This window comes from Pseudomonas acericola (SeqCode) (assembly GCF_053456465.1).
The window spans coordinates 891339-910280 of record NZ_JBRFJB010000001.1; the positions used below are offsets into that span (position 1 = coordinate 891339).

The window sequence follows — 18942 nt, forward strand, 5'->3', positions numbered from 1 at the left end:
TCAGTAATCCCTGCAATATCATCCACTTGGCTCCGCTCGTCGGAGCCTGCCGCTTGACTCTCTTTTGAAGATTTAACGCATGTACCTACGCAAAATTGCCGTTGGGCTGTCAGCCCTTGTTTTGCTTTCCGCCGGGGCCAATGCCCGCAGTCAGTCAGACCTCTATACCCAGCAACAAAAACAGCTGTCATTCGACAGTTGCACCGAGCTGTTTCCCGCCGCAAAACCGATCAACACCGCCACGGTGCCCGCCGCCATGAAACCCCTGGCGCTGTGCTCCGATCATTTTGCAGTGCTCTATTCGCAAGCCAGCAAGACCCCGCTGGTGGTGGTCGAACGCCTGAATGCCGCGCAGTTGAAAGACGCCAAGGGCGAGGAGCGCACCAACCAGTTCTACGCCGACCCGCGCATTCCCAAAAGTGGCCGCGCCGAGTTGAGCGACTACCGCAGCCAGCACCCGGCCGTGGACCGTGGCCACCAATCCCCAGCCGCCGATGCGCCCAACGCCAATGCCATGGCCCAGTCGTTTGCGTTGTCGAACATGGTGCCGCAAGACCCCACCAACAACCGCAAGATCTGGAGCAAGGTCGAGGCGGATGTGCGCAAGTTTGCCGTGCGTGCCGGTGGCGATGTGTATGTGTTCACCGGCCCGCTGTTCGATGCCGGCTACAGCACCATCGGCGATAATCAGGTGTGGGTGCCGACGCGGTTGTTCAAGCTGGTGTACGACGCCTCGTCCCAGCGCGCCTGGGCCTACGTGCTGCCCAACGCCGAAACCCGCATCCAGAAGCCGATGGACTACGACACCTTTGTGAAAAGTACCGGGCTCAAGTTGCTCGGCAACCTTCCGGTGTCGGGTTCGGTAGGCCGTAGCTGACGGCTACTTGGCCTTTTTCAGCGCCTTCAAGCGTTGGGTCGCCCGTTGCACGGCGGCCATTTTCTCCGGGCGTTTCATCTTTTTCCATTTGCGGATGTCGTCCTTGCTGCGCCCGCAGCTGACGCAAAGGTCGCCGCTGAGCTGACAGGTGGAGATGCAGGGGTTCTCGATATCTTTAGCCAAGGTTTCACCTGGGGTTGGAATAAGTAGCCGTTGTCACACGGCGCGAAACTCGACGGTGAGGTGGCTCACTTCGTGAACCGGCTTGAGGCGTTTGCGAATGCCCTCGGCATCCGTCGTCGCATCGCCCACCACGCTGACAATCGCTGCATGGGCGTCTGGCCCCACACGCCAGACGTGCAAGTCGGTGATCCGCACATCGCCAGGCTGCTCAACCAACTCGCGGATCTCGGCGGCGACGTGCTCATCGGTGCGGTCCAGCAGCACGCCAGCGGTCACGCCCATCAAGCTCCAGGCCCAGCGCGCAATGACGATCGCACCGACAATGCCCATCACCGGGTCCAGCCACACCCAACCCAGATAACGCCCGGCCAGCAACGCGGCAATGGCGAGCACCGAGGTCAGTGCGTCGGCGATGACGTGTAGGTAGGCAGAGCGCAGGTTGTTGTCGTGGCTGTGGTGATGGTCGTGCTCATGATCGTGGCTATGACCGTGGCCCAAGAGCAGCGCACTGACGATATTGACCACCAGGCCGACCACCGCGATCAGGGTGGCGGTGCCGAATTGCACCTCGGCAGGATCAAGCAGGCGCATCACCGACTCCACGCCAATCCCCAGCGACACCAGCGCCAGGATCAGCGCCGAGGCAAAGCCGCCGAGGTCGCCGACCTTGCCGGTACCGAAGCTGTAGCGTGGGCTGTTCGCGTGGCGTTTGGCATAGGCGTAGGCGGCAGCGGCGATGCCCAAGGCGCCGGCATGGGTGGCCATATGAAAACCGTCGGCGAGCAGGGCCATGGAACCGGTGATGGCGCCGGCAGCGATTTCCACGACCATCATGGCGACCGTCAACATCACCACCGACAGGGTGCGCCGGGCATTTTCATCGTGGGATGAGCCGAGGAACACATGTTCGTGGGTATGGCTATTGGCGAGGCTCATTTGGAATACCGCCGAATGGCTTCAAGCAGCTCTTCGACGCCCCTGCTGCGTGCTTCCTCGGAGAGCGCCGGGTCGGCCACGTGGGCCCTGGCGTGGTCTTCGATGATTTCTTCCATCAGGCCATTGATTGCGCCACGGGTGGCGGCGACTAGATGCAGGGTCTTGGCGCAGTCGGCGTCTGCTTCCAGCTCGCGTTCAAGGGCCTGGATCTGCCCGGCGATACGTTTTACCCGTTTGATCAGGCTGTCTTTGTTTGCCGATACATGGCCCATGTCTATACCCCCCCTACCTATGATGGGGGCGATCATTGCATACCCCACCCCCCTATAACAAGGCGCGGTTCCAAGCGGCTTGGGTCACTCCTGTTCCGCAGCCGGGGCGGCTTCTTCAGCCAGCTTCAGGCGGTCGGCTTTGCTGATGTATTTGTCTTTGGATTTGGGCGCCAGTTTGGCGCTGGCTTTCTTGGCTTTGGCCTTGAACAGTTGTTGCAGTTTTTTCTGACGATTCATGGGGTTTTATCCGGCGGGTGAAGGCGCGAATGATACCAGCTTAAAAAACCGTGGCCGTTTCCCTGGGTCGGTTTTTCGCGCTGATCTGTGCATTGAATCGCCTCACGTTTCGCCAATAATCGGGCCCCGTAATGCCTGAATCTCCAGCGCTAACGGAAGACACCGATGAGCATCCACACCCGCACCAAACGCATGACCGTCCCGCAACTGGTGGCGATGAAGGGCCAGCAGAAAATCGTCTCCCTGACCGCCTATTCCAGCGCCATCGCCACGCTGATCGACCCGCTGGTGGACTTCATCCTGATCGGCGACTCCACGGCCATGGTCGGTTACGGCCGGCCATCGACACTGAGCATGCAGCTCGAAGAAATCATCGGCCACACCCGTGCGGTGGTCGATAGCACGCATCTGGCCTGTGTCATCGCCGACATGCCGTTTGGCAGTTACCAGGAATCCAACGAGCAAGCCTTTCGCAATTGCGCCCAGGTGCTGGCGCGCACGGGTTGCGATGCGGTCAAGCTGGAAGCCAACCAGGCGTTGGCGGGCACCGTGGAGTTTCTGGTGGCACGCGGCATTCCGGTGATGGCGCATGTGGGGTTGATGCCGCAGTTCGTCAACGTGATGGGCGGGTTCAAGGCCCAGGGTCTCACGGCCGAGACCGGCGCGGTGATTGCCGAGGATGCGCGCGCGAATCTGCAGGCCGGGGCCTTCAGCCTGCTGCTGGAAGGGGTCGCCGAAGGCGTGGCGCGGCAGATCACCCTCGACTCGAAAATGCCCACTATCGGCATTGGTGCTTCACCGGCTTGCGACGGCCAGGTGCTGGTTACCGAAGATGTGTTGGGCCTGGGCGGTGAACATCTGCCGCGCTTCGTCAAACAGTACGCCGATGTGGGCGCGGTGATCCGCGATGCCTGCGCGCGATATGCCGACGACGTGCGCCATGGCCGTTTCCCTGAGGCGCGGCATTGCTACGGGCTGTGACGGAGGGCTTGGGCCAGTTGCTGCACGGCGCGGGCAATATCCTTGCTCCAGTCTAGGGTGAAGCTCAGGCGCAGGTGATGTTTCCAAGTGCCCTGCAGGCTGAACAGTTGCCCCGGGGCGATGACAATGCGCTGGGCCAGCAGTCGTTCGAACACGTGGCGCATGTCGACCGGATGCGTGGCCTCCAGCCAGAAACATGCGCTACCTTGCGGCGGGATCACGTGGAACTGGCCAGCGCTGTGTTCATCCAGCAGGCTGCGCAGGCGCGTCATGCGCTCCGTCAGCAGGGCGCGCAGGGCCTGTAGATGCAGGTCGAAACGCCGGGTGGTGAACAGTTTGGCGATGGCTTTCTGGCGGCTCGGCGAGAGGCGGAATGCCCGTTCCAGGAACTGCCCCTGCAACTGCGCCGCGTGCCCGCGACACAGCACATAACCGTACGGTGCTTCCGCGCCGATGACCTTGTCGAAGGTGGAGAACACCAGCAGTTTCTGTGGGTCGGCAAAGTCGCGGTAGCGGGCCGGTTGCGCGGCGAAGTACAGCTCGCCGTACGTGTCGTTTTCGAACAGCCAGATCTCCCGTTGCGCCAGCCAGTGACAGATCTGTTGTTTGTCCTCGGCTGGCATCACGCTGCCGTGGGGCGTGTTCACCGTCGAGGACAGCACGGCCAGGCGGATGGGTTCCTGGCTGAGCAAGTCCTCCAGTGCGCCGAGGTCAAAGCGCCCGTCGGCGTCGAGCGGCATTTCGATCACGCGGATCCGGGCCGCCTGCAACTGGCGCAGGATCGCCCACGAACAGGGTGATTCCACCAGTGCCACGCTGCCCTCCAGGCTCAGCGCGCGCAGCGACAACTCCAGCACACTGTGCAGGTCTGCGCCGATGTACACCTGATCCGCCTGCCAATAGTCGTCAGTGGAACGGGTGTAGCGTTGGGCCAACGCAGCGCGTAATTCGGGTTCACCGAACGGCAGGAACAAAGGGGTCAGTGAGCGCGGGTAGTGGCGAGCCAGTTCGCGCTCGATCATCAGCAATGGGTTTTCCAGCGACAGCAACATGGCCGGCGCGTCACTGCTCAGGGCCAGCATGCCCGGCTGGCGGGCGCTGGCGAACACTTGGTCGAGCAGGTTGGGCAAGCCTTGATTCGCGGCAACCGCTGGCAGCAATCGCGTGAAGTAACCCTGCTTGGGCTTGGCGAAAATGCGTCCCTCATCTTCGAGCAACGCATAGGCGTACTTGGTGGTCGAGACCGACACCCCCAGGCGCTGGGCGAGTTGGCGCAGGGATGGCAGCTTTTGCACGCCATGCGCCGGGGCGGTCTCGATCAACTCGACAAGGTAGCGGTAGACGGCTTGGTAGGCGAAGGGCGCTTTGTTGGTCTTGTCCATGGGGCCTCGCGCCGGTCAAGCCGATCCGTTGCTACTTGCCAGCAGGCTGTGCCAGAAAGTCGGTAATCAACCCAACAACCTGCTGCTGGATTACCTCCCGTGGCCGCGCGCCCTTGGCATCGTGACAAATCATCCCGTCACCGGGCGAGCTCTCTTCGATCAGCGCCTCGCCCGTGGGCTTGCAGATCGCCATAAAGCTGAAGTGTGTGGCGTCGTCGATCTTCAAGTACTGCGTCGATGCCTTGGGCAGGCGCTTGGCCAGGTCCGCAGACTCCAATTCAGCGGGCAGGTCCGGCCCGTTCGCCGCTGCCGCCAGCACCAGTACCGGCACCGGCAGTGCGGCGAGGCTGGCGTCGGTCATGCCGCGTGACAGGCCCAGGTCCAGGGACACCACGGCGGTGACGCGCTTGTCACTCAAGTCGGCGGCCATCTGGGTGCTGTCGGGGTTCATCTTCTGATAGGCGATGCAGCCGGACAGTTGCACGTGGGCCGCGCAATCCTTGGCGAACAGCGCGGGGTCGAAGCGTGCGCCGGCGATCTCCAGCACGGTCCAGCCGCCGAGGGAATGCCCGATGGCGGCGATCCGCTGCGGGGCGACTGCGCCAAACTGCTGCGGCTGCGCGAGCACCGCATCGATGGCCCGGCTCAGGTCCTTGGGCCGTTGCCACAATTGCGCGGCGGCTTCAGGGCTGCGGTCTTTGCTGGTGGTGCCGGGGTGGTTGACCGCCGCGACGATGTAGCCCTTGTGGGCCAGGGCACTGGCCAGCCACACCTGGTTGCCCCAATTGCCGCCGTTGCCATGGGACATCACCACCAGCGGATGTTTGCCACTGGCCGGCGGCGCGTCGGGTACGGCGAGGGCGCCGTAGAACACGGCATCGTCGCGGATCAGTTCCGGTGTGGCAGTGGTGTTGGCGGGGTACCAGACGACCATCTGCAACGGGCGGTTGTTCTGCGCGTCGGGGAGGGTGATGTTCTGGAAGCCGATGGGGGCGTTGTCGGCGAATGCGGGTGTAGCGAGGCCAATCAAGAGCAAGGCGCAAAGGGCGTTTTTCACTGTTGTTATCGTCCTTGAAAGTGAGGCGCGGATGATGACTGGAAATCGGCGGTTTTGGTAGAGGGGGCAGGGGACTAGGACGTTTCTGGCGTGATCCTACTTTTAAGTATGACGGAGTTGTCGTTCGTTATTTTAGGAAGTGGGTGGGTTTTGGTGGTTGTTAATTCGTGCAAGAGTGGTGGTGTAGTTCTTACAGATAGATTGGTTGGATTCTTGTGTATTAACTTCTGACGCTAGGGTGATAATTATGAAGAGGAAAATGATTTGTCCTTGTAAGTATCGGTTCGGTTTTCTAGTGGCTGCGTTGTTGTCCTTCAATGGTGCAGTTTATGCGGTGGACGCGACGATCACTAAGACCGCTGCGCCGGATGTTATTACCGTGATATCAATTGGTGGTACGGGCTTGTCTTTTTTTGGTCTGCGCAATACGGATTTTCCGGATGCAACGGCCGGACGATCGATGAAGTTGCGGGGTATTGAGTGGCGGACAACGTCCTACCCACAAACGCTCGACGAAAAAGTAGAGCTTTGCTATTTCCGGCCCTTTCAGGGGCTGGAAAACAATTGCAGGCCAATCTGGCCGAGTATGTCGGGCACGTTGCATGATTTCGATGATCTGCCATTCGGCAGGGGCGCATCGGTCACAATAAAACATCATGTAAAGGATGGTGGTGCACGCCTTGCTTATCCAGCCGGTACTGACTCGGTGACTTATCACTATAGCTATTAGTTAGTTGTTTTGAATTCTCGTGTGTATGTGTGGGGCATGGAGGATATTCATGAATACTATTGTGACGCGGTTTTCTTTAGCGGACAGTCGCTTGGCAAGCGTTCCCTCTAGCGCTGCTTACTCGCCATTGGTTTTGCCTGTGGACGGTGAAAGCAATGCCTCACACACCGAGGGAGGCACTGGTGCGATCAGCACGTTGTCAACGCTGGCCCGTCAACTTAGCGAGGCGGCAGAACGGGCTGAAGCCCGCGACACTCGTAAGGTCTCGCGCGACACTCTTGCCGCAAAAGCCTATCTCGCCACCAAAGCACAATCTGATTCCGAGGGGGCGGAGCTTCTAGCTCGGGCTCGGCAAGCTACCGGCTTTATCGACGGCACTGATAGCAATCCGTTTAAAGGCCTCGCGCGCGACCAACTGAGTCTGATTGCCCACGATGAGGGGGGCTCCTTTACCATCAACGAGCGGCGCGCCGCGTGGAAAGAGCTGCAAGCTTCAGCCGCGCCTGGCACTGCAAATACTGCCAATGTATCTGCCAGTGGACGGGAGATCATGGTCTCCCGCTTGTTTCTCGGCATCGAGCCTCCGGTTGCCAAAGCTCCAATGACCATGCTCAACATGAGTCAAAGTGTTTATGATTTTCTCACTCGCGATGATCGTGACTTACTGTCGCAGATGTACGCGTATGCGCAGGCACAAGGTGCAGATTTGCGTAATGTCGATAACGTGGCCGGTCTTCTGGGGGACTATCGCCATCACAATGATGGCCGCCAGGTCCTGAATGCCAACAACGGCAAGGGCTACGATCTGGAGGGGTACATGGTTACGGTAGACTTCCAGGCAGAGGATGCCGCCACCGCTTCACGCATCTTGAACGGTTCGGCGATCAGCAGCACGCTTATTGACCGGGGCTTTCTGCGGCACTTTCTTGATCCTGGTTACGGCGCGTTGAAAAACACCAGTGACCTGGCTTTTCTTGAGCAGATGGTGATCAAGTTTTCCGCCGAAGGCGTTGCACAGATCTCACTCGACAGAAAATTCGCGTCCTACAAGTCAATCAGCATCAACGACAATGTTGTGGTTACCACCCACAAGAACGTGAAACTCCCCCCTTTCGAAGCCCATGTCACAAACGTCGACGGCGTTTGGACACTCACCGACAAAGGCAAAGCCGCTGGCTATATGCTGGACAAAACGACCGGCCGGCTGATCGAGCCAGCCGCTCGCCCCGACGATCAGGCGCCTCCGACCCTTGGCCGTGAGTCGCCCAAGCATACCGTCATGGACTTCAGCACGGACCGCCGCGACCCGCCAGGCACACGCTGGCTCAAGCCCGGCAATCTGTTCAAGTTGATGCGAAATTTCATGTCCTGAGCGCCGTTGATCTTCGACAGCCTGTCAGCCTTGCACAGTAGGCGGCGTGTGATCGGATGCTGGGGTTTGTGCGTCGGTGAGAATGAAGGCCGAGAGCTGTTTCAACTGCTTGTAAGGGCCGCTGATGAACGTGTCGCCGCCAATGACTTGCAGGGTGATGCGCTCGGACCTGTAGCGATGAAACAGGCTGAACAGCGGCCTTTTCGGCTGGTACACACCCGGCTGTCTTTCGACGTATTTCAGGGTGAGCATGGCGCTGCGCACGGCCTCTGGATCGAGTTGGCCGGGCACGGTCCATTGGGACAGTGCCATGCTGTTGAAGAAGTTGAAAGTCGAGCCTATGACTGCACCTAGGGCGCCGCCAACGAGCAGGTTCATCTTGAACGTGTCGGTGATGCCAAAGTACTCGGCAACCAACAATATGGGCGTCATCAGCGCAAGATAAGCGAGCGCTTGCTCTACCGGCGCCCAGGCCTTGGAAGGCTCGCTGCGCAGTTGGTCCTTGAGCTTAAGTTTTTTGATCGTGGTGTCGGGTTGCATGCGTTACCCCTCCTGGGATGAGACGGTCCTGATGTTGAGGCGCAGCATTCTACGCAAAGCGAGGGTGTAAGACACAAGCACTAACAGTATCGCCAGCTTGCTTCTGCGGGCGCTGGGCTAGGGTTTTTTATCTGGAGCGCACCAGGCTTGAAAATCCACTAGCATTGGCAAGGAGTAGCCAGTAGGCTACAGGTGATCGTTTGACTAACCTGATCGGCAGGACGCCGGAGTTTGATACATGGCTCGACGGCATGCGGGATATTTGCGGAAAAACGGCGGTGCTCACCCGGCTGGACCGCGCCGAAGAAAACAACTTCGGCGATTGCGAGCCGGCAGGCGAAGGCCTGAGTGAGATGCGTGTGTTTGTCGGGCCCGGCTACAGAATCTACTTTGTGCGCACGGGAATCACGGCCTACCTGATGTTGTGGGGCAGCGATAAAACCGACCAGAAACGAGGAATCAAGCGGGCAAAAGAGATCCTCGATGCCCTGAGAGGTCAATGAAATGAGCGAATCGAAATTCAAGCCCGAGGACATGCCGATCCTCGATCTGGATACGTCCGGCACCAGTGTCTACGAAGCCTCACGCTTCCTCGACAGCCCGGAAGTGATCAGCGCTTATCTGGCGCAAAGCATGAAATCCCAGGACCCGCAGATACTGATGAAGGCACTCGCCGAAGTCGCCAAGGCGCAGGGGGTGAACAAGGTGGCCGAGGCGGCGGGGGTAAATCGGGAGAGCCTGTACAAGACGCTAAAAGGCGGTTCGAAAACGCGCTATGAGACGATCCAGAAGCTGATGTTGGCGTTGGGCGTGGAGCTTACGGTGCAGCCGATTGCGATCAAGAAAGCACCGGTCGTCACCCACAAGCCCTGAATTCAGAGCGACGCGATCGAAATGTGGGAGCGAGCAAGCCCGCTCCCACACAAGCCCGCTCCCACATTTTTTGATTGCTGTGTTCTAGCTCATCGCACCAGGCACGGCTGCTTGTTGTTGAACGTCCACCCCGGAATCAAAAACTGCATCGCCACGCTGTCATCCCGCGCACCCAGGCCCATGCCTTTGTACAGCTCGTGGGCCTTGGCCACGGCGTCCATGTCGATGTCCACTCCCAGCCCGGGCTTGCTCGGCACTTTCACATAGCCGCCTTCGATTTTCAGTGGTTCTCGGGTCAGGCGCTGGCCGTCCTGCCAGATCCAGTGGGTGTCGATGGCGGTGATGTCGCCCGGTGCGGCAGCGGCGACCTGGGTGAACATCGCCAGGGAAATATCGAAGTGGTTGTTGGAGTGCGAGCCCCAGGTCAGGCCCCACTCATGGCACATCTGGGCGACGCGTACCGAGCCTTGCATGGTCCAGAAGTGCGGGTCGGCCAGTGGGATGTCCACCGATTGCAACTGGATCGCGTGGCCCATTTCGCGCCAGTCGGTGGCGATCATGTTGGTGGCGGTTTTCAAGCCGGTGGCGCGGCGGAATTCGGCCATGACTTCGCGGCCGGAGTAGCCATTTTCCGCGCCGCATGGGTCTTCGGCGTAGGCGAGCACATGGTGCTGGTCGCGGCACAGGCGGATGGCTTCTTTCAATGACCAGGCACCGTTCGGGTCGAGGGTGATGCGCGCGTCGGGGAAGCGCTCGGCCAGGGCGGTGACAGCTTCGATTTCGGCGTCGCCGCTTAACACGCCGCCTTTGAGTTTGAAGTCGTTGAAGCCGTACTTGGCCTTGGCGGCTTCGGCCAGGCGCACCACGGCGTCGGCGGTGAGTGCCTTCTCGTGGCGCAGGCGAAACCATTCATCATCGGCGTCAGCCTCGTTGCGGTAAGCCAGGTCGGTGGCGTTGCGGTCGCCGACGTAGAACAGGTAGCCGAGCATTTTGACTGCATCGCGCTGCTGCCCTTCGCCGAGCAAGGCGGCCACGGGCACTTCGAGGAACTGGCCGAGCAGGTCAAGCAACGCCGCCTCCATGGCGGTGACGGCATGAATGGTGATGCGCAGGTCAAAGGTCTGCAGGCCGCGCCCGGCCGAGTCCCGCGAGGCAAAGGTGCTGCGCATCTGGTTGAGAATGCGCTGGTACTGGCCGATGGGCTGGCCGATCACCAGGCTGCGCGCGTCTTCCAGGGTCTCGCGGATGCGCTCGCCACCGGGCACTTCGCCCACGCCGGTGCGGCCGCTACTGTCCTTGAGGATGACGATATTGCGCGTGAAATACGGGCCGTGGGCGCCGCTGAGATTGAGCAGCATGCTGTCATGGCCGGCGACAGGAATGACTTGAAAATGGGTAATTACGGGCGTGTTCATGGCAGGTTCCTAATAGGGCTCAGAGAGGTTTGCTGATGGCAGCGCCAGTGGGCGCGGCGCTTGGCGCCGCCAGCACGGCAGAGGGCGAAGTCTTGGCAAAAAACACCAGGATCGCGGCGAGCACCGAAGTGCCGGCCAGGCCGTAGAGGCCGCCCTGGATCGAGCCGGTGGTTTGTTCCAGGAAGCCAAAGGTGGTCGGCGCGACAAAGCCGCCGAGGTTGCCGATGGAGTTGATCAGCGCGATCACCGCCGCAGCGATGCGCACATCCAGGTAGCCCTGGGGGATCGGCCAGAACAGCGAAGACGCCGACTTGAAACCGATGGCCGCAAAGCAGATCGCCACAAAGGCAAACACCGGCCCGCCGGTGGTGGACATGAACATGCCTGCCGCCGCAATCAACAACGCCGCTGCGACCCAGGCCTGCTGGAACTTGAACTTGCCCGACAGCGATGCGAAGGCGTACATGGCGATGATCGAGATCAGCCAGGGGATCGAGTTGAAGAAACCCACCTGCACATCACTCAGGTCGCCCATCTTCTTGATGATGCTCGGCAGCCAGAAGGTGGCGGCGTAGATCGTCAGTTGGATGCAGAAATACAGGGCGCAGAACAGCAGGATCTGGCGATCCTTGAGCAACTTGCCTAGGGTCGGTTTGACCGTGGTCAGCGCTTCACGCTCGCGCTGTTCGCGGTCGATGGCGTTGACCAGCGCGTCCTGTTCCTCGCGGGTCATCCATTGGGCGTCGTGGGGTTTGGAGTCCAGCCAGAACCACACAAAAAAACCCAGCGCCACTGACGCCAGGCCTTCGATGGCAAACATCCACTGCCAGCCGTGCAAGCCGAAGCCCTCGATCTGCAACAGCGCGCCCGACAACGGCCCGGAAATCAGCGACGCAACCGCCGAGCCACTGAGGAAAATCGCGATGGCCTTGCCGCGTTCGGCAGCGGGCAGCCAGCGGGTGAAGTAGTAGATCACGCCGGGGAAGAAACCCGCCTCGGCCACGCCCAGCAGGAAGCGCAGGATATAGAAGTGGGTTTCGTTCTGGATGAACGCCATCAGCGTGGCGACGATGCCCCAGGTGAACATGATGCGGGTCAGCCAGATCCGTGCGCCGACCTTTTGCAGGAGCATGTTGGAGGGGACTTCGAAGAGCGCGTAGCCAATGAAGAACAACCCGGCACCAAAGCCGTACGCGGCCGCGCCGATGCCCAGGTCGTGCTCCATGTGCGTGCGCACAAAGCCGATATTGACCCGGTCGATGTAGTTGAGGATGAACATGACCACGAACAGTGGGAGCACATGGCTCTTCACTTTGCTCACGGCGCGCGTGAGGGTGGAATCAGTGTCTGGTGCGGCAGATGCATGGTTTGAATTGTTCACAATTCAAAACTCCCCCTGATTATTTTTATGCGGGTTTGCGTGTTTTGTTGATAGACATCATACAAGTTGTTTTCTGCGATCTGCAATGCGGTGGTGGGTGATTTTGTTCGTCTAAGGCCTGATCTGGAATGCTTGTTTTGGTTATTTATCCTGTTTTTGCTGGGGTTTTATGGTTTTTCGCAAAGCGGTCGCACCGTCGGTGAGCCCTAGGCGCGAAAACCGATGTGGATGATTTAAAGATTGGTTGTCATACAAGTTTGGCCATTTTCAATCAACACAGCGTCCCCGCCGGGCAGGGTGTTAAGCTCCCTCCCAGCCAACCCCGTGGACCCGTAACGATGCCCATAGAAAGCGCGCCTCCTGTGCGCAGACGCTCCAGCAACCTCGCCCAGGGTGTGGTTGAAGCGCTGACCCAGCGCATCCTGCTCGGGCAGTTGCAGCCCGGTGAAAAACTGCCGTCCGAATCCACCATCGTGGCCGAGCATGGCGTCAGCCGCACGGTGGTGCGCGAGGCGCTGTCCAAGTTGCAGGCGTCGGGGTTGGTGGAGACGCGCCACGGCATCGGCACTTTTGTCTTGGCGCCGCAAGCGCAGTCCGGGTTGCGCCTGCATGTGGACACGCTGGCCAGCGTGCGCAGCATGCTGGAGTTGCGCCTGGGCCTGGAGGTGCAGGCCGTGGCGCTGGCCGCCCAGCGCCGCAGCGACGAACAGCTGGCGCGTATGCGCGAAGTGCTGAGCGACTACCAGGCCTCCCTGGCCAACAACGACAGCTGCGTGGAAGCAGACAAACGCTTCCATCAATTGATCGCCGAAGCCACCGGCAATACCTTCTTCAGCGAAATCATGCTGCACCTGGGCACTGCGATGATTCCGCGCACCCAAGTCAAAGCCGCTGAACGCGGTGGCGCGGACTTCGCCCAATTGGGGCAACTGGCGCACCTGGAGCATGAGGCGATCTTCAACGCGATCAAGCGCCAGGACCCGGACGCTGCACGCGCCGCGATGGTGCTGCACTTGACCAATAGCCGCGATCGTTTTTCGGGAGAGTAGGGCAGTTGAACGAACACACTTTATCCGCGCGCCTGGAGCGCGTGGCGGCAAACGTGCCCTTGGGCGCGCGCCTGGCCGATATCGGCTCCGACCACGGCTACTTGCCGGTGGCCTTGCTGCGTCGTGGTGCGATCAGCGCGGCGGTGGCCGGCGAAGTGGCGACTACGCCGTTTCATGCCGCCCAACGCACGGTGCGTGACAACGGCCTGGAGCAGCACATCACGGTGCGCCTGGCCAACGGCTTGGCGGCCATCGAAGCGCAAGACTGCATCAGCGCGATCAGCATGTGCGGCATGGGCGGCGAGACCATCCGCGACATCCTCGACAGCGGCAAGGCGCACCTCAGTGGCCACGAGCGCCTGATCCTGCAACCCAACGGCGGCGAGCAACCGCTGCGCCAATGGCTGATGGACAACGGCTACGCCATCCTCGTCGAAGAGTTGCTGCACGAAAACCGCTTCTACTACGAAATCATCGTCGCCGAACGCGGCGAGCCGGTGCAGTACAGTGCCGAACAACTGTACTTTGGCCCGCTGCAAATGCAGGCGCGCAGCCCGCAATTCCTGGCCAAATGGCAACGCATGCTGCGCCAGAAACAGAAGACCCTGGCCAGCCTTGAACAGGCCCGCCAGGCAGTACCCGAGGCGACGCTGCAAGAGATCGCCCAACAGGCCCGCTGGATTACCGCGCTGCTGGCCTGACACACCGTTATTCACTAAGGATTCCCGCTATGGCAGACGCCACCGACCAAGCTTTTTACGACCGCGCAGACGCGCATATCGAACTGTCCAACGCGCAGCTCAAGGCAGAGGAAAACCTCGGCCAGGTCAGCGCCTCGATGATGTTCGGCACCACCCGCTTCAATGCCTGGGCCAGTGCGCGCAACTTCAAGTCCGGCGTGGAAATGGCCGAGGCGCGGGAGGCGATGTTGAAGTATTTCTGCGATCAGTACCGGATGATGCTTGAGGATAATCTGGATGATCACATCAACAATTTTGACCGGTACATGCTCGTTCAGGCGCCGGACTAAGTGTGGGACCAGGCTTGTGTGGGAGCTGGCTTGCCTGCGATAGCATCACCTCGGTATGACTGAAAGACCGAGGTGCCTGCATCGCAGGCAAGCCAGCTCCCGCATTTGATGGGGGGTGCTTGTTCGATCTGCGCCAATGGTTACAGATAGGGGCATGGCGTTGAGTGCTTTTGCCCCATTTCAGGGCGCTGCGTGTGCACTTTCAGCGTGCCACCCCGCCTGTTTCCTGCGTTCTACCCACGGCCCGTATCTTGCTAGAGCCAAGCTAATCAATGACATGGCGTTTTGCCGTTAGTCATTTCAAGGCTTTGCCCAGCGGTGCACCGCCTGGGTCGTTTTTGGGGAGTGGTCGGACATGCACAGCCTTTTATCACCCGGTATCCGCCTGCTCGGCCGTTTTGGTTTTGCGCGCAAGTTCCAGATCCTGTTCCTTCTGTTCATGCTGCCCCTGGCCGGCAGCCTGTGGTTGATCGGGCAGGACTATCGCGCCAAATTGGCGGTGATCTCCAGCGAGCAGTCCGGCGTGCGCCAGCTGTTGGCCCTGGATGCACTGGACGGCCAATTGACCGCCCAGCGCAACCTGGCCGCACGCTGGAAAGCCGCCGACATCCTGCACGCGCCAACGCCGGCGGCGAAGGCGGCGATGGACAAGGTCGATGCCAACTACCCGCTGCTTTTGCAGAGCCTGCAAACCCTGGGTGAATCACTGAAAGCCCAGCACGCCAGCGCCGACATCCTCGCCCGCTTCGAGGCATTGCAGGCCGCGATCAAGGGCATGGATTCCCAATCCCTGCGCACCGTGGGCTGGTGGCCGGACGGTTATGACCGCTTCACCGTGGCCCTGACGGCCATGCAAACCCTGCGTGAGCAGGTGACCCTGGACACTGGCCTTATCCTCGATCCCTGGCTGGAAACCTATCTGCTCATGCAGATCTCCACCCAGCACACCCCCGACCTGATCGAGCGTGTCGGGCGCATGGCCAGTGTGGGGCAATCGTCCATCGCGTCCGGGCAGTTCACCTTGCAAAGCCGCTTGCAGATGCGCGACCTGCGCGGCCGCATCGGCGATGCGCGCGACCAATTGGTCAAGGCCGCCGCGTCGCTCAAGGCCAAGCAGTACGCGGGCATGGAAGCGTGGACCGCGCAGTATGACAACAGCCTGCAAACCCTCGATAACCAGCTTAAAGTCCTCGACGACGGCGTGTTCGGCGGCACCATCAAACTCGACACGGCCGCCTTCGAAGGCAGTGTCGATGCCATGCTCGGCAGCCTGGGCGCGCTGCGTAACCAGTCGCTGACGTCCCTGGATGCGCGCCTCGGCCACTACCACGATCGCTCCCTCCAGCAGATCGTGCCCGTGGCGGCGACGTTCAGCCTGCTGGCGTTGGCGGCGCTGTACCTGTTCATGTGCCTGCAAGCCTCGATCCGCCGCAGCGCCAGTGGCATCACCACGCTGGCGGAGTCGCTGCGCGACGGCAACCTCTGTGTGGAAGTGGCCGTGCAAGGGCGTGACGAACTGGCGGCCATCAGCACCGCGCTGAACGTCGCGGTGGTGCAGTTGCGCACCAGCTTGCTGGGGGTCAATCACGAGACGCAGCAGTTGGGCTCGGCGGTGCTTACTCTCAATTCGCAATCGGGCAGCACCCTCAACGAAGTCGAAGACCAGCAACAACAAATCAGCCAGATTGCCGCCGCCGCCACCCAACTGGCCGCGACTTCCCTGGGCGTCGCCCGCAGCTGCGAACAAGCGTCGGGCAGCGCCCAGCAGACCCGGCGCATCGCCGAAGACAGCAGCCGTGATAGCCAGCGCACCACGGCCAGCATTCAGCAACTCAACCAACGCCTGACGGACACTGCCAACGCCCTGGAGCAAGTCAGCCAGCAGGGGCAGCAGATTCAATCGGTGGTAGACACCATTCGTGGCATCGCCGAGCAGACCAACCTGCTGGCGCTCAACGCGGCCATCGAAGCCGCCCGCGCCGGCAAGCAGGGGCGCGGCTTCGCCGTGGTGGCGGATGAAGTGCGCAGCCTGTCGCAACGCACCCAGGCCTCCACCGCACAGATCGCCGGCACGGTGGACAGCCTGCGTGCGACGGTGAGCCAGGCGGTCAACCTGATGGGCGCCGCGTGCGAACAAGCGCTGACGGACGCGGCGTCGGTCACCGGCCTCGGCACCCGCCTGGGCGAGATCGCCGGCGCGGTGCAGAACGTCACCGACACCCTGGCGCAGATCGCCACGGCGGTCGAAGAGCAGGCGGCGACAGCGGATGAGGTGAGCGGCAATATCCAGCAAGTGGACCAGGCGGCGGGGCGCCTTCTCGATGGTGCACGAGCGGTGAACCGCGCGGCGGACACCCTGAGCAAGGGCAGCCAAGCTTTAAGTGACAACACCGCGAGATTCCGGCTGGAATGATTCCCTGTGGGAGCTGGCTTGCCTGCGATGGCGGCAGCACTGCTGACAAAGATGTCGCCTGACCCGACGCTATCGCAGGCAAGCCAGCTCCCACATTTTGATCTTCGTTGTTCAGATACCTTGTGCAAGGGCCGCCAGGCCCCAAGTGATAGCACTGCACGATTCCGGCTGGGCTGAGATCTACTGTGGGAGCGGGCTTGCTCGCGAATTCGGTGTGTCAGTCAACACATCAGGTGTCTGAACCACCGCCTTCGCGAGCAAGCCAGCTCCCACACAAGTCCGCTCCCACATTTTTGATCTTCATCAGCCGGTAGATAGCGTAGTCTCCTGCTGCACTCCCTTTCATTCGCCCTGCGGAGCCTTGCCATGATCACCGTCCACCACCTCAACAATTCCCGCTCGCAACGCATCCTCTGGCTGCTCGAAGAACTCGGCCTGCCGTACCAGATCAAGCGTTACCAGCGCGACCCGAAAACCAACCTTGCCCCGCCTGAACTCAAGGCCATCCACCCGCTGGGCAAGTCCCCGGTGATTGAAGACGGCGGCCAGGTGTTGATCGAGTCCGCGGCGATCATCGATTACCTGATCCGCCGCCATGGCGCAGGTCGCCTGCAACCCGATCCGGCCACTGCCACTTACGACAAGTACGTGCAATGGCTGCACTTCGCCGAAGGCTCGGCCATGCTGCCGTTGATGCTCAACCTCTACGTCGGCCGCTTGGGCGAGGCGGGCGCGCCGTTGCATCCGCGGATCGAATCGGAAGTGGCCAATTACCTGGGTTACTTGAACGACGTGCTAGGCGAGTCGCCCTACCTGGTGGGGGATGAATTGAGCGGTGCGGATATCCAGATGAGCTTTATCGGCGAAGTCGCCGGGGCCCAGGGCAAGTTGCAGGCGTATCCGAATCTGGCGGCGTGGGTGCAGAAGTTCCAGGCGCGACCGGCTTATCGCAAAGCGGTGGAGCAGGGCGGCGAGTACGCGTTCGCCAAGTAACGCCGTTCAGGGGGCAAATATGCCCCCATTCCCCGCACTTATTGAACGTCGAAACGCCGCAACGAAAACGACGATAAATCCAGGTCACTCTCGCCGCGCATGCACCACTGCGCAAATGCCTCGCCCAGCGCCGCCGAATGCTTGAAGCCATGCCCCGAGCAGGGCGACACCACCAGCGTGTGCTGCAAGGTCGGGTGCGTGTCGATGATGAAATGATGGTCCGGCGTCACCGTGTAGGCACACACCGCCGACTTGACCACCTCGGCCGTCAGCCCGGCAATCCGCCCTTGCACCTGTTGCTCATACATCTCCCGCTCCTGCGCGGGCGAGACGCTGCGGTCCAGTGTCTCGGGTGTGGAGACGGTGTGGTACTGCGCCGTAGCCACCTTCAAGCTGCCCTCGCCAGGCAAGGCCGGGAAACCGTAGTTGGTCTGGTCCTGGCCATGGGTGAGGATAAACGTCGGCGATGCCCCCACCAGTTGCACGTCGGGCTCGGTCGCGAACCAGAACAGCTGCTGGCGATACACGCTGAGCAGCCGGTCAAACGGCGCACCGAGCAAACCGCCGGCCCAGTTGCCGGCACTCACCACCAGCTTGTCGGCCTGCAAGGTGCGCTGGTCGGTGGTCACCGTAACGCCGTGGGCATCCGAGCGGATATCGGTCACGGTCTCGCCCTTGTACAGCGTCGCGCCGTGTTGCTCGGCCAGCCGCAGTTGCACCTCGATACAGCGCTCCGGCCGTACAAAACCGCCTTCGGGCTCGTAGTAGCCGATGGCGTTGTCCGCGACCTGGGCAAATTGCGGGAAGCGTTGGCGGATCTGCTCGGCGTCCAGCACCTCATGGGCGATCCCATAGGTTTGCGCCAGGCCAAGGGTGCGCAGAGTGAAGTCGCTGGCATCGCTGGGGTCGAAACCCGCGTGGGACGTCAGCACCAACAGCCCCGACTGCTCGAACAAGGCCTCCCCCGACAACGCCTCCAGCTCGCGCCAGATGCGATGTGAGTTGCGCACGATCGGCACGTACTGCGCGCCTTCGCCCACCGACAGGCGGGTGATGCGCGTGTCGCCATGGCTTGAGCCCAGCGTGTGCGGCGGGTGATGACGGTCGATGCCCGCGGCCTTTACCCCGGCTTTGGCCAGTTGGTACACCGTGGCGGCACCCATGGCGCCAAGGCCGATGACCAGCGCTTCATATCGTTCCAAGGTTGATACTCGCTTCAGA

At 61.2% G+C, this 18942-nt stretch carries 21 protein-coding genes; 11 read left to right on the plus strand and 10 right to left on the minus strand.

Features of this window, described 5'->3' with window-relative positions:
- Positions 1-79 precede the first annotated feature (79 nt).
- Positions 80-877: a DNA/RNA non-specific endonuclease gene (locus ACU688_RS04035; protein WP_448183724.1), complete on the plus strand. Its 798-nt coding sequence runs from the start codon at positions 80-82 to the stop codon at positions 875-877.
- 3 nt (positions 878-880) lie between these two features.
- Here the strand turns inward: ACU688_RS04035 and ACU688_RS04040 are convergent, their stop codons facing one another.
- From ACU688_RS04040 to ACU688_RS04055, 4 genes are all read right to left on the minus strand, one after another.
- Positions 881-1060 (minus strand): DUF1289 domain-containing protein, encoded by a 180-nt coding sequence (locus tag ACU688_RS04040; RefSeq protein WP_017735392.1) that lies wholly within the window; start codon positions 1058-1060, stop codon positions 881-883.
- 33 nt (positions 1061-1093) lie between these two features.
- Positions 1094-1996, minus strand: a complete 903-nt coding sequence (gene dmeF / locus ACU688_RS04045; RefSeq protein ID WP_448183725.1) for a CDF family Co(II)/Ni(II) efflux transporter DmeF — start codon at positions 1994-1996, stop codon at positions 1094-1096.
- A complete protein-coding gene (locus ACU688_RS04050) occupies positions 1993-2268 on the minus strand; it encodes a metal/formaldehyde-sensitive transcriptional repressor (RefSeq protein ID WP_448183726.1) in 276 nt (91 codons plus the stop codon). The genes dmeF and ACU688_RS04050 overlap by 4 nt, the downstream gene beginning before the upstream one ends.
- An 84-nt stretch (positions 2269-2352) precedes the next feature.
- Positions 2353-2505, minus strand: coding sequence for a DUF2986 domain-containing protein (locus tag ACU688_RS04055; protein ID WP_017735389.1), 153 nt, complete (start codon positions 2503-2505; stop codon positions 2353-2355).
- Positions 2506-2670: 165 nt separating this feature from the next.
- Between ACU688_RS04055 and panB the strand changes: the two genes are divergently transcribed.
- A complete protein-coding gene (panB, locus tag ACU688_RS04060) occupies positions 2671-3486 on the plus strand; it encodes a 3-methyl-2-oxobutanoate hydroxymethyltransferase (RefSeq protein WP_448183727.1) in 816 nt (271 codons plus the stop codon).
- Here panB and ACU688_RS04065 read toward each other — a convergent pair.
- Positions 3474-4868: an aminotransferase-like domain-containing protein gene (locus ACU688_RS04065; protein WP_448183728.1), complete on the minus strand. Its 1395-nt coding sequence runs from the start codon at positions 4866-4868 to the stop codon at positions 3474-3476. The genes panB and ACU688_RS04065 overlap by 13 nt on opposite strands.
- Before the next feature lie 31 nt (positions 4869-4899).
- Positions 4900-5925 carry an alpha/beta hydrolase family protein gene (locus ACU688_RS04070; protein WP_448183729.1) on the minus strand — a complete coding sequence of 342 codons (1026 nt, stop codon included), beginning with the start codon at positions 5923-5925 and terminating at the stop codon, positions 4900-4902.
- Positions 5926-6172: 247 nt separating this feature from the next.
- Between ACU688_RS04070 and ACU688_RS04075 the strand changes: the two genes are divergently transcribed.
- The gene (locus tag ACU688_RS04075) at positions 6173-6655 is read left to right on the plus strand and encodes a hypothetical protein (protein WP_448183730.1); all 483 of its coding nucleotides are present in this window, start codon (positions 6173-6175) and stop codon (positions 6653-6655) included.
- Between the two features lie 49 nt (positions 6656-6704).
- Positions 6705-8027, plus strand: a complete 1323-nt coding sequence (locus tag ACU688_RS04080) for a hypothetical protein (RefSeq protein ID WP_448183731.1) — start codon at positions 6705-6707, stop codon at positions 8025-8027.
- 24 nt (positions 8028-8051) lie between these two features.
- Here the strand turns inward: ACU688_RS04080 and ACU688_RS04085 are convergent, their stop codons facing one another.
- On the minus strand, positions 8052-8567 hold the full coding sequence (locus ACU688_RS04085) for a hypothetical protein (RefSeq protein WP_448183732.1): 516 nt from the start codon (positions 8565-8567) through the stop codon (positions 8052-8054).
- A gap of 200 nt (positions 8568-8767) precedes the next feature.
- Between ACU688_RS04085 and ACU688_RS04090 the strand changes: the two genes are divergently transcribed.
- Together ACU688_RS04090 and ACU688_RS04095 are read left to right on the plus strand one after the other, a co-directional pair.
- The gene (locus ACU688_RS04090) at positions 8768-9070 is read left to right on the plus strand and encodes a type II toxin-antitoxin system RelE/ParE family toxin (RefSeq protein WP_448183733.1); all 303 of its coding nucleotides are present in this window, start codon (positions 8768-8770) and stop codon (positions 9068-9070) included.
- A gap of 1 nt (position 9071) precedes the next feature.
- The gene (locus ACU688_RS04095) at positions 9072-9440 is read left to right on the plus strand and encodes an addiction module antidote protein (RefSeq protein ID WP_448183734.1); all 369 of its coding nucleotides are present in this window, start codon (positions 9072-9074) and stop codon (positions 9438-9440) included.
- A gap of 89 nt (positions 9441-9529) precedes the next feature.
- Here ACU688_RS04095 and gudD read toward each other — a convergent pair whose 3' ends face one another.
- Together gudD and ACU688_RS04105 are read right to left on the minus strand one after the other, a co-directional pair.
- Positions 9530-10855 carry a glucarate dehydratase gene (gene gudD / locus ACU688_RS04100; RefSeq protein WP_448183735.1) on the minus strand — a complete coding sequence of 442 codons (1326 nt, stop codon included), beginning with the start codon at positions 10853-10855 and terminating at the stop codon, positions 9530-9532.
- A gap of 19 nt (positions 10856-10874) precedes the next feature.
- Positions 10875-12236: an MFS transporter gene (locus ACU688_RS04105; protein WP_448183736.1), complete on the minus strand. Its 1362-nt coding sequence runs from the start codon at positions 12234-12236 to the stop codon at positions 10875-10877.
- A 338-nt stretch (positions 12237-12574) separates the two neighbouring features.
- Here ACU688_RS04105 and ACU688_RS04110 point away from each other — a divergent pair, with 338 nt between their 5' ends.
- The 5 genes from ACU688_RS04110 (at position 12575) to ACU688_RS04130 (ending at position 17721) form a co-directional block, all read left to right on the plus strand.
- Positions 12575-13285, plus strand: a complete 711-nt coding sequence (locus ACU688_RS04110) for a FadR/GntR family transcriptional regulator (protein ID WP_448183737.1) — start codon at positions 12575-12577, stop codon at positions 13283-13285.
- A 5-nt stretch (positions 13286-13290) separates the two neighbouring features.
- Complete coding sequence (locus ACU688_RS04115; protein ID WP_448183738.1) at positions 13291-13986, plus strand: tRNA (adenine(22)-N(1))-methyltransferase; 696 nt, start codon at positions 13291-13293, stop codon at positions 13984-13986.
- A gap of 29 nt (positions 13987-14015) precedes the next feature.
- Positions 14016-14315, plus strand: a complete 300-nt coding sequence (locus ACU688_RS04120) for a DUF3144 domain-containing protein (RefSeq protein WP_448183739.1) — start codon at positions 14016-14018, stop codon at positions 14313-14315.
- A gap of 1405 nt (positions 14316-15720) precedes the next feature.
- Positions 15721-16728 (plus strand): methyl-accepting chemotaxis protein, encoded by a 1008-nt coding sequence (locus ACU688_RS04125; protein ID WP_448184029.1) that lies wholly within the window; start codon positions 15721-15723, stop codon positions 16726-16728.
- Positions 16729-17094: 366 nt separating this feature from the next.
- Complete coding sequence (locus tag ACU688_RS04130) at positions 17095-17721, plus strand: glutathione S-transferase family protein (protein ID WP_448183740.1); 627 nt, start codon at positions 17095-17097, stop codon at positions 17719-17721.
- Between the two features lie 38 nt (positions 17722-17759).
- On the opposite strand, the gene solA is transcribed toward ACU688_RS04130, so the two are convergent.
- Entirely contained in the window at positions 17760-18923 is a 1164-nt protein-coding gene (gene solA, locus ACU688_RS04135; protein WP_448183741.1) for an N-methyl-L-tryptophan oxidase, read from the minus strand.
- Between the last annotated feature and the right edge of the window lie 19 nt (positions 18924-18942).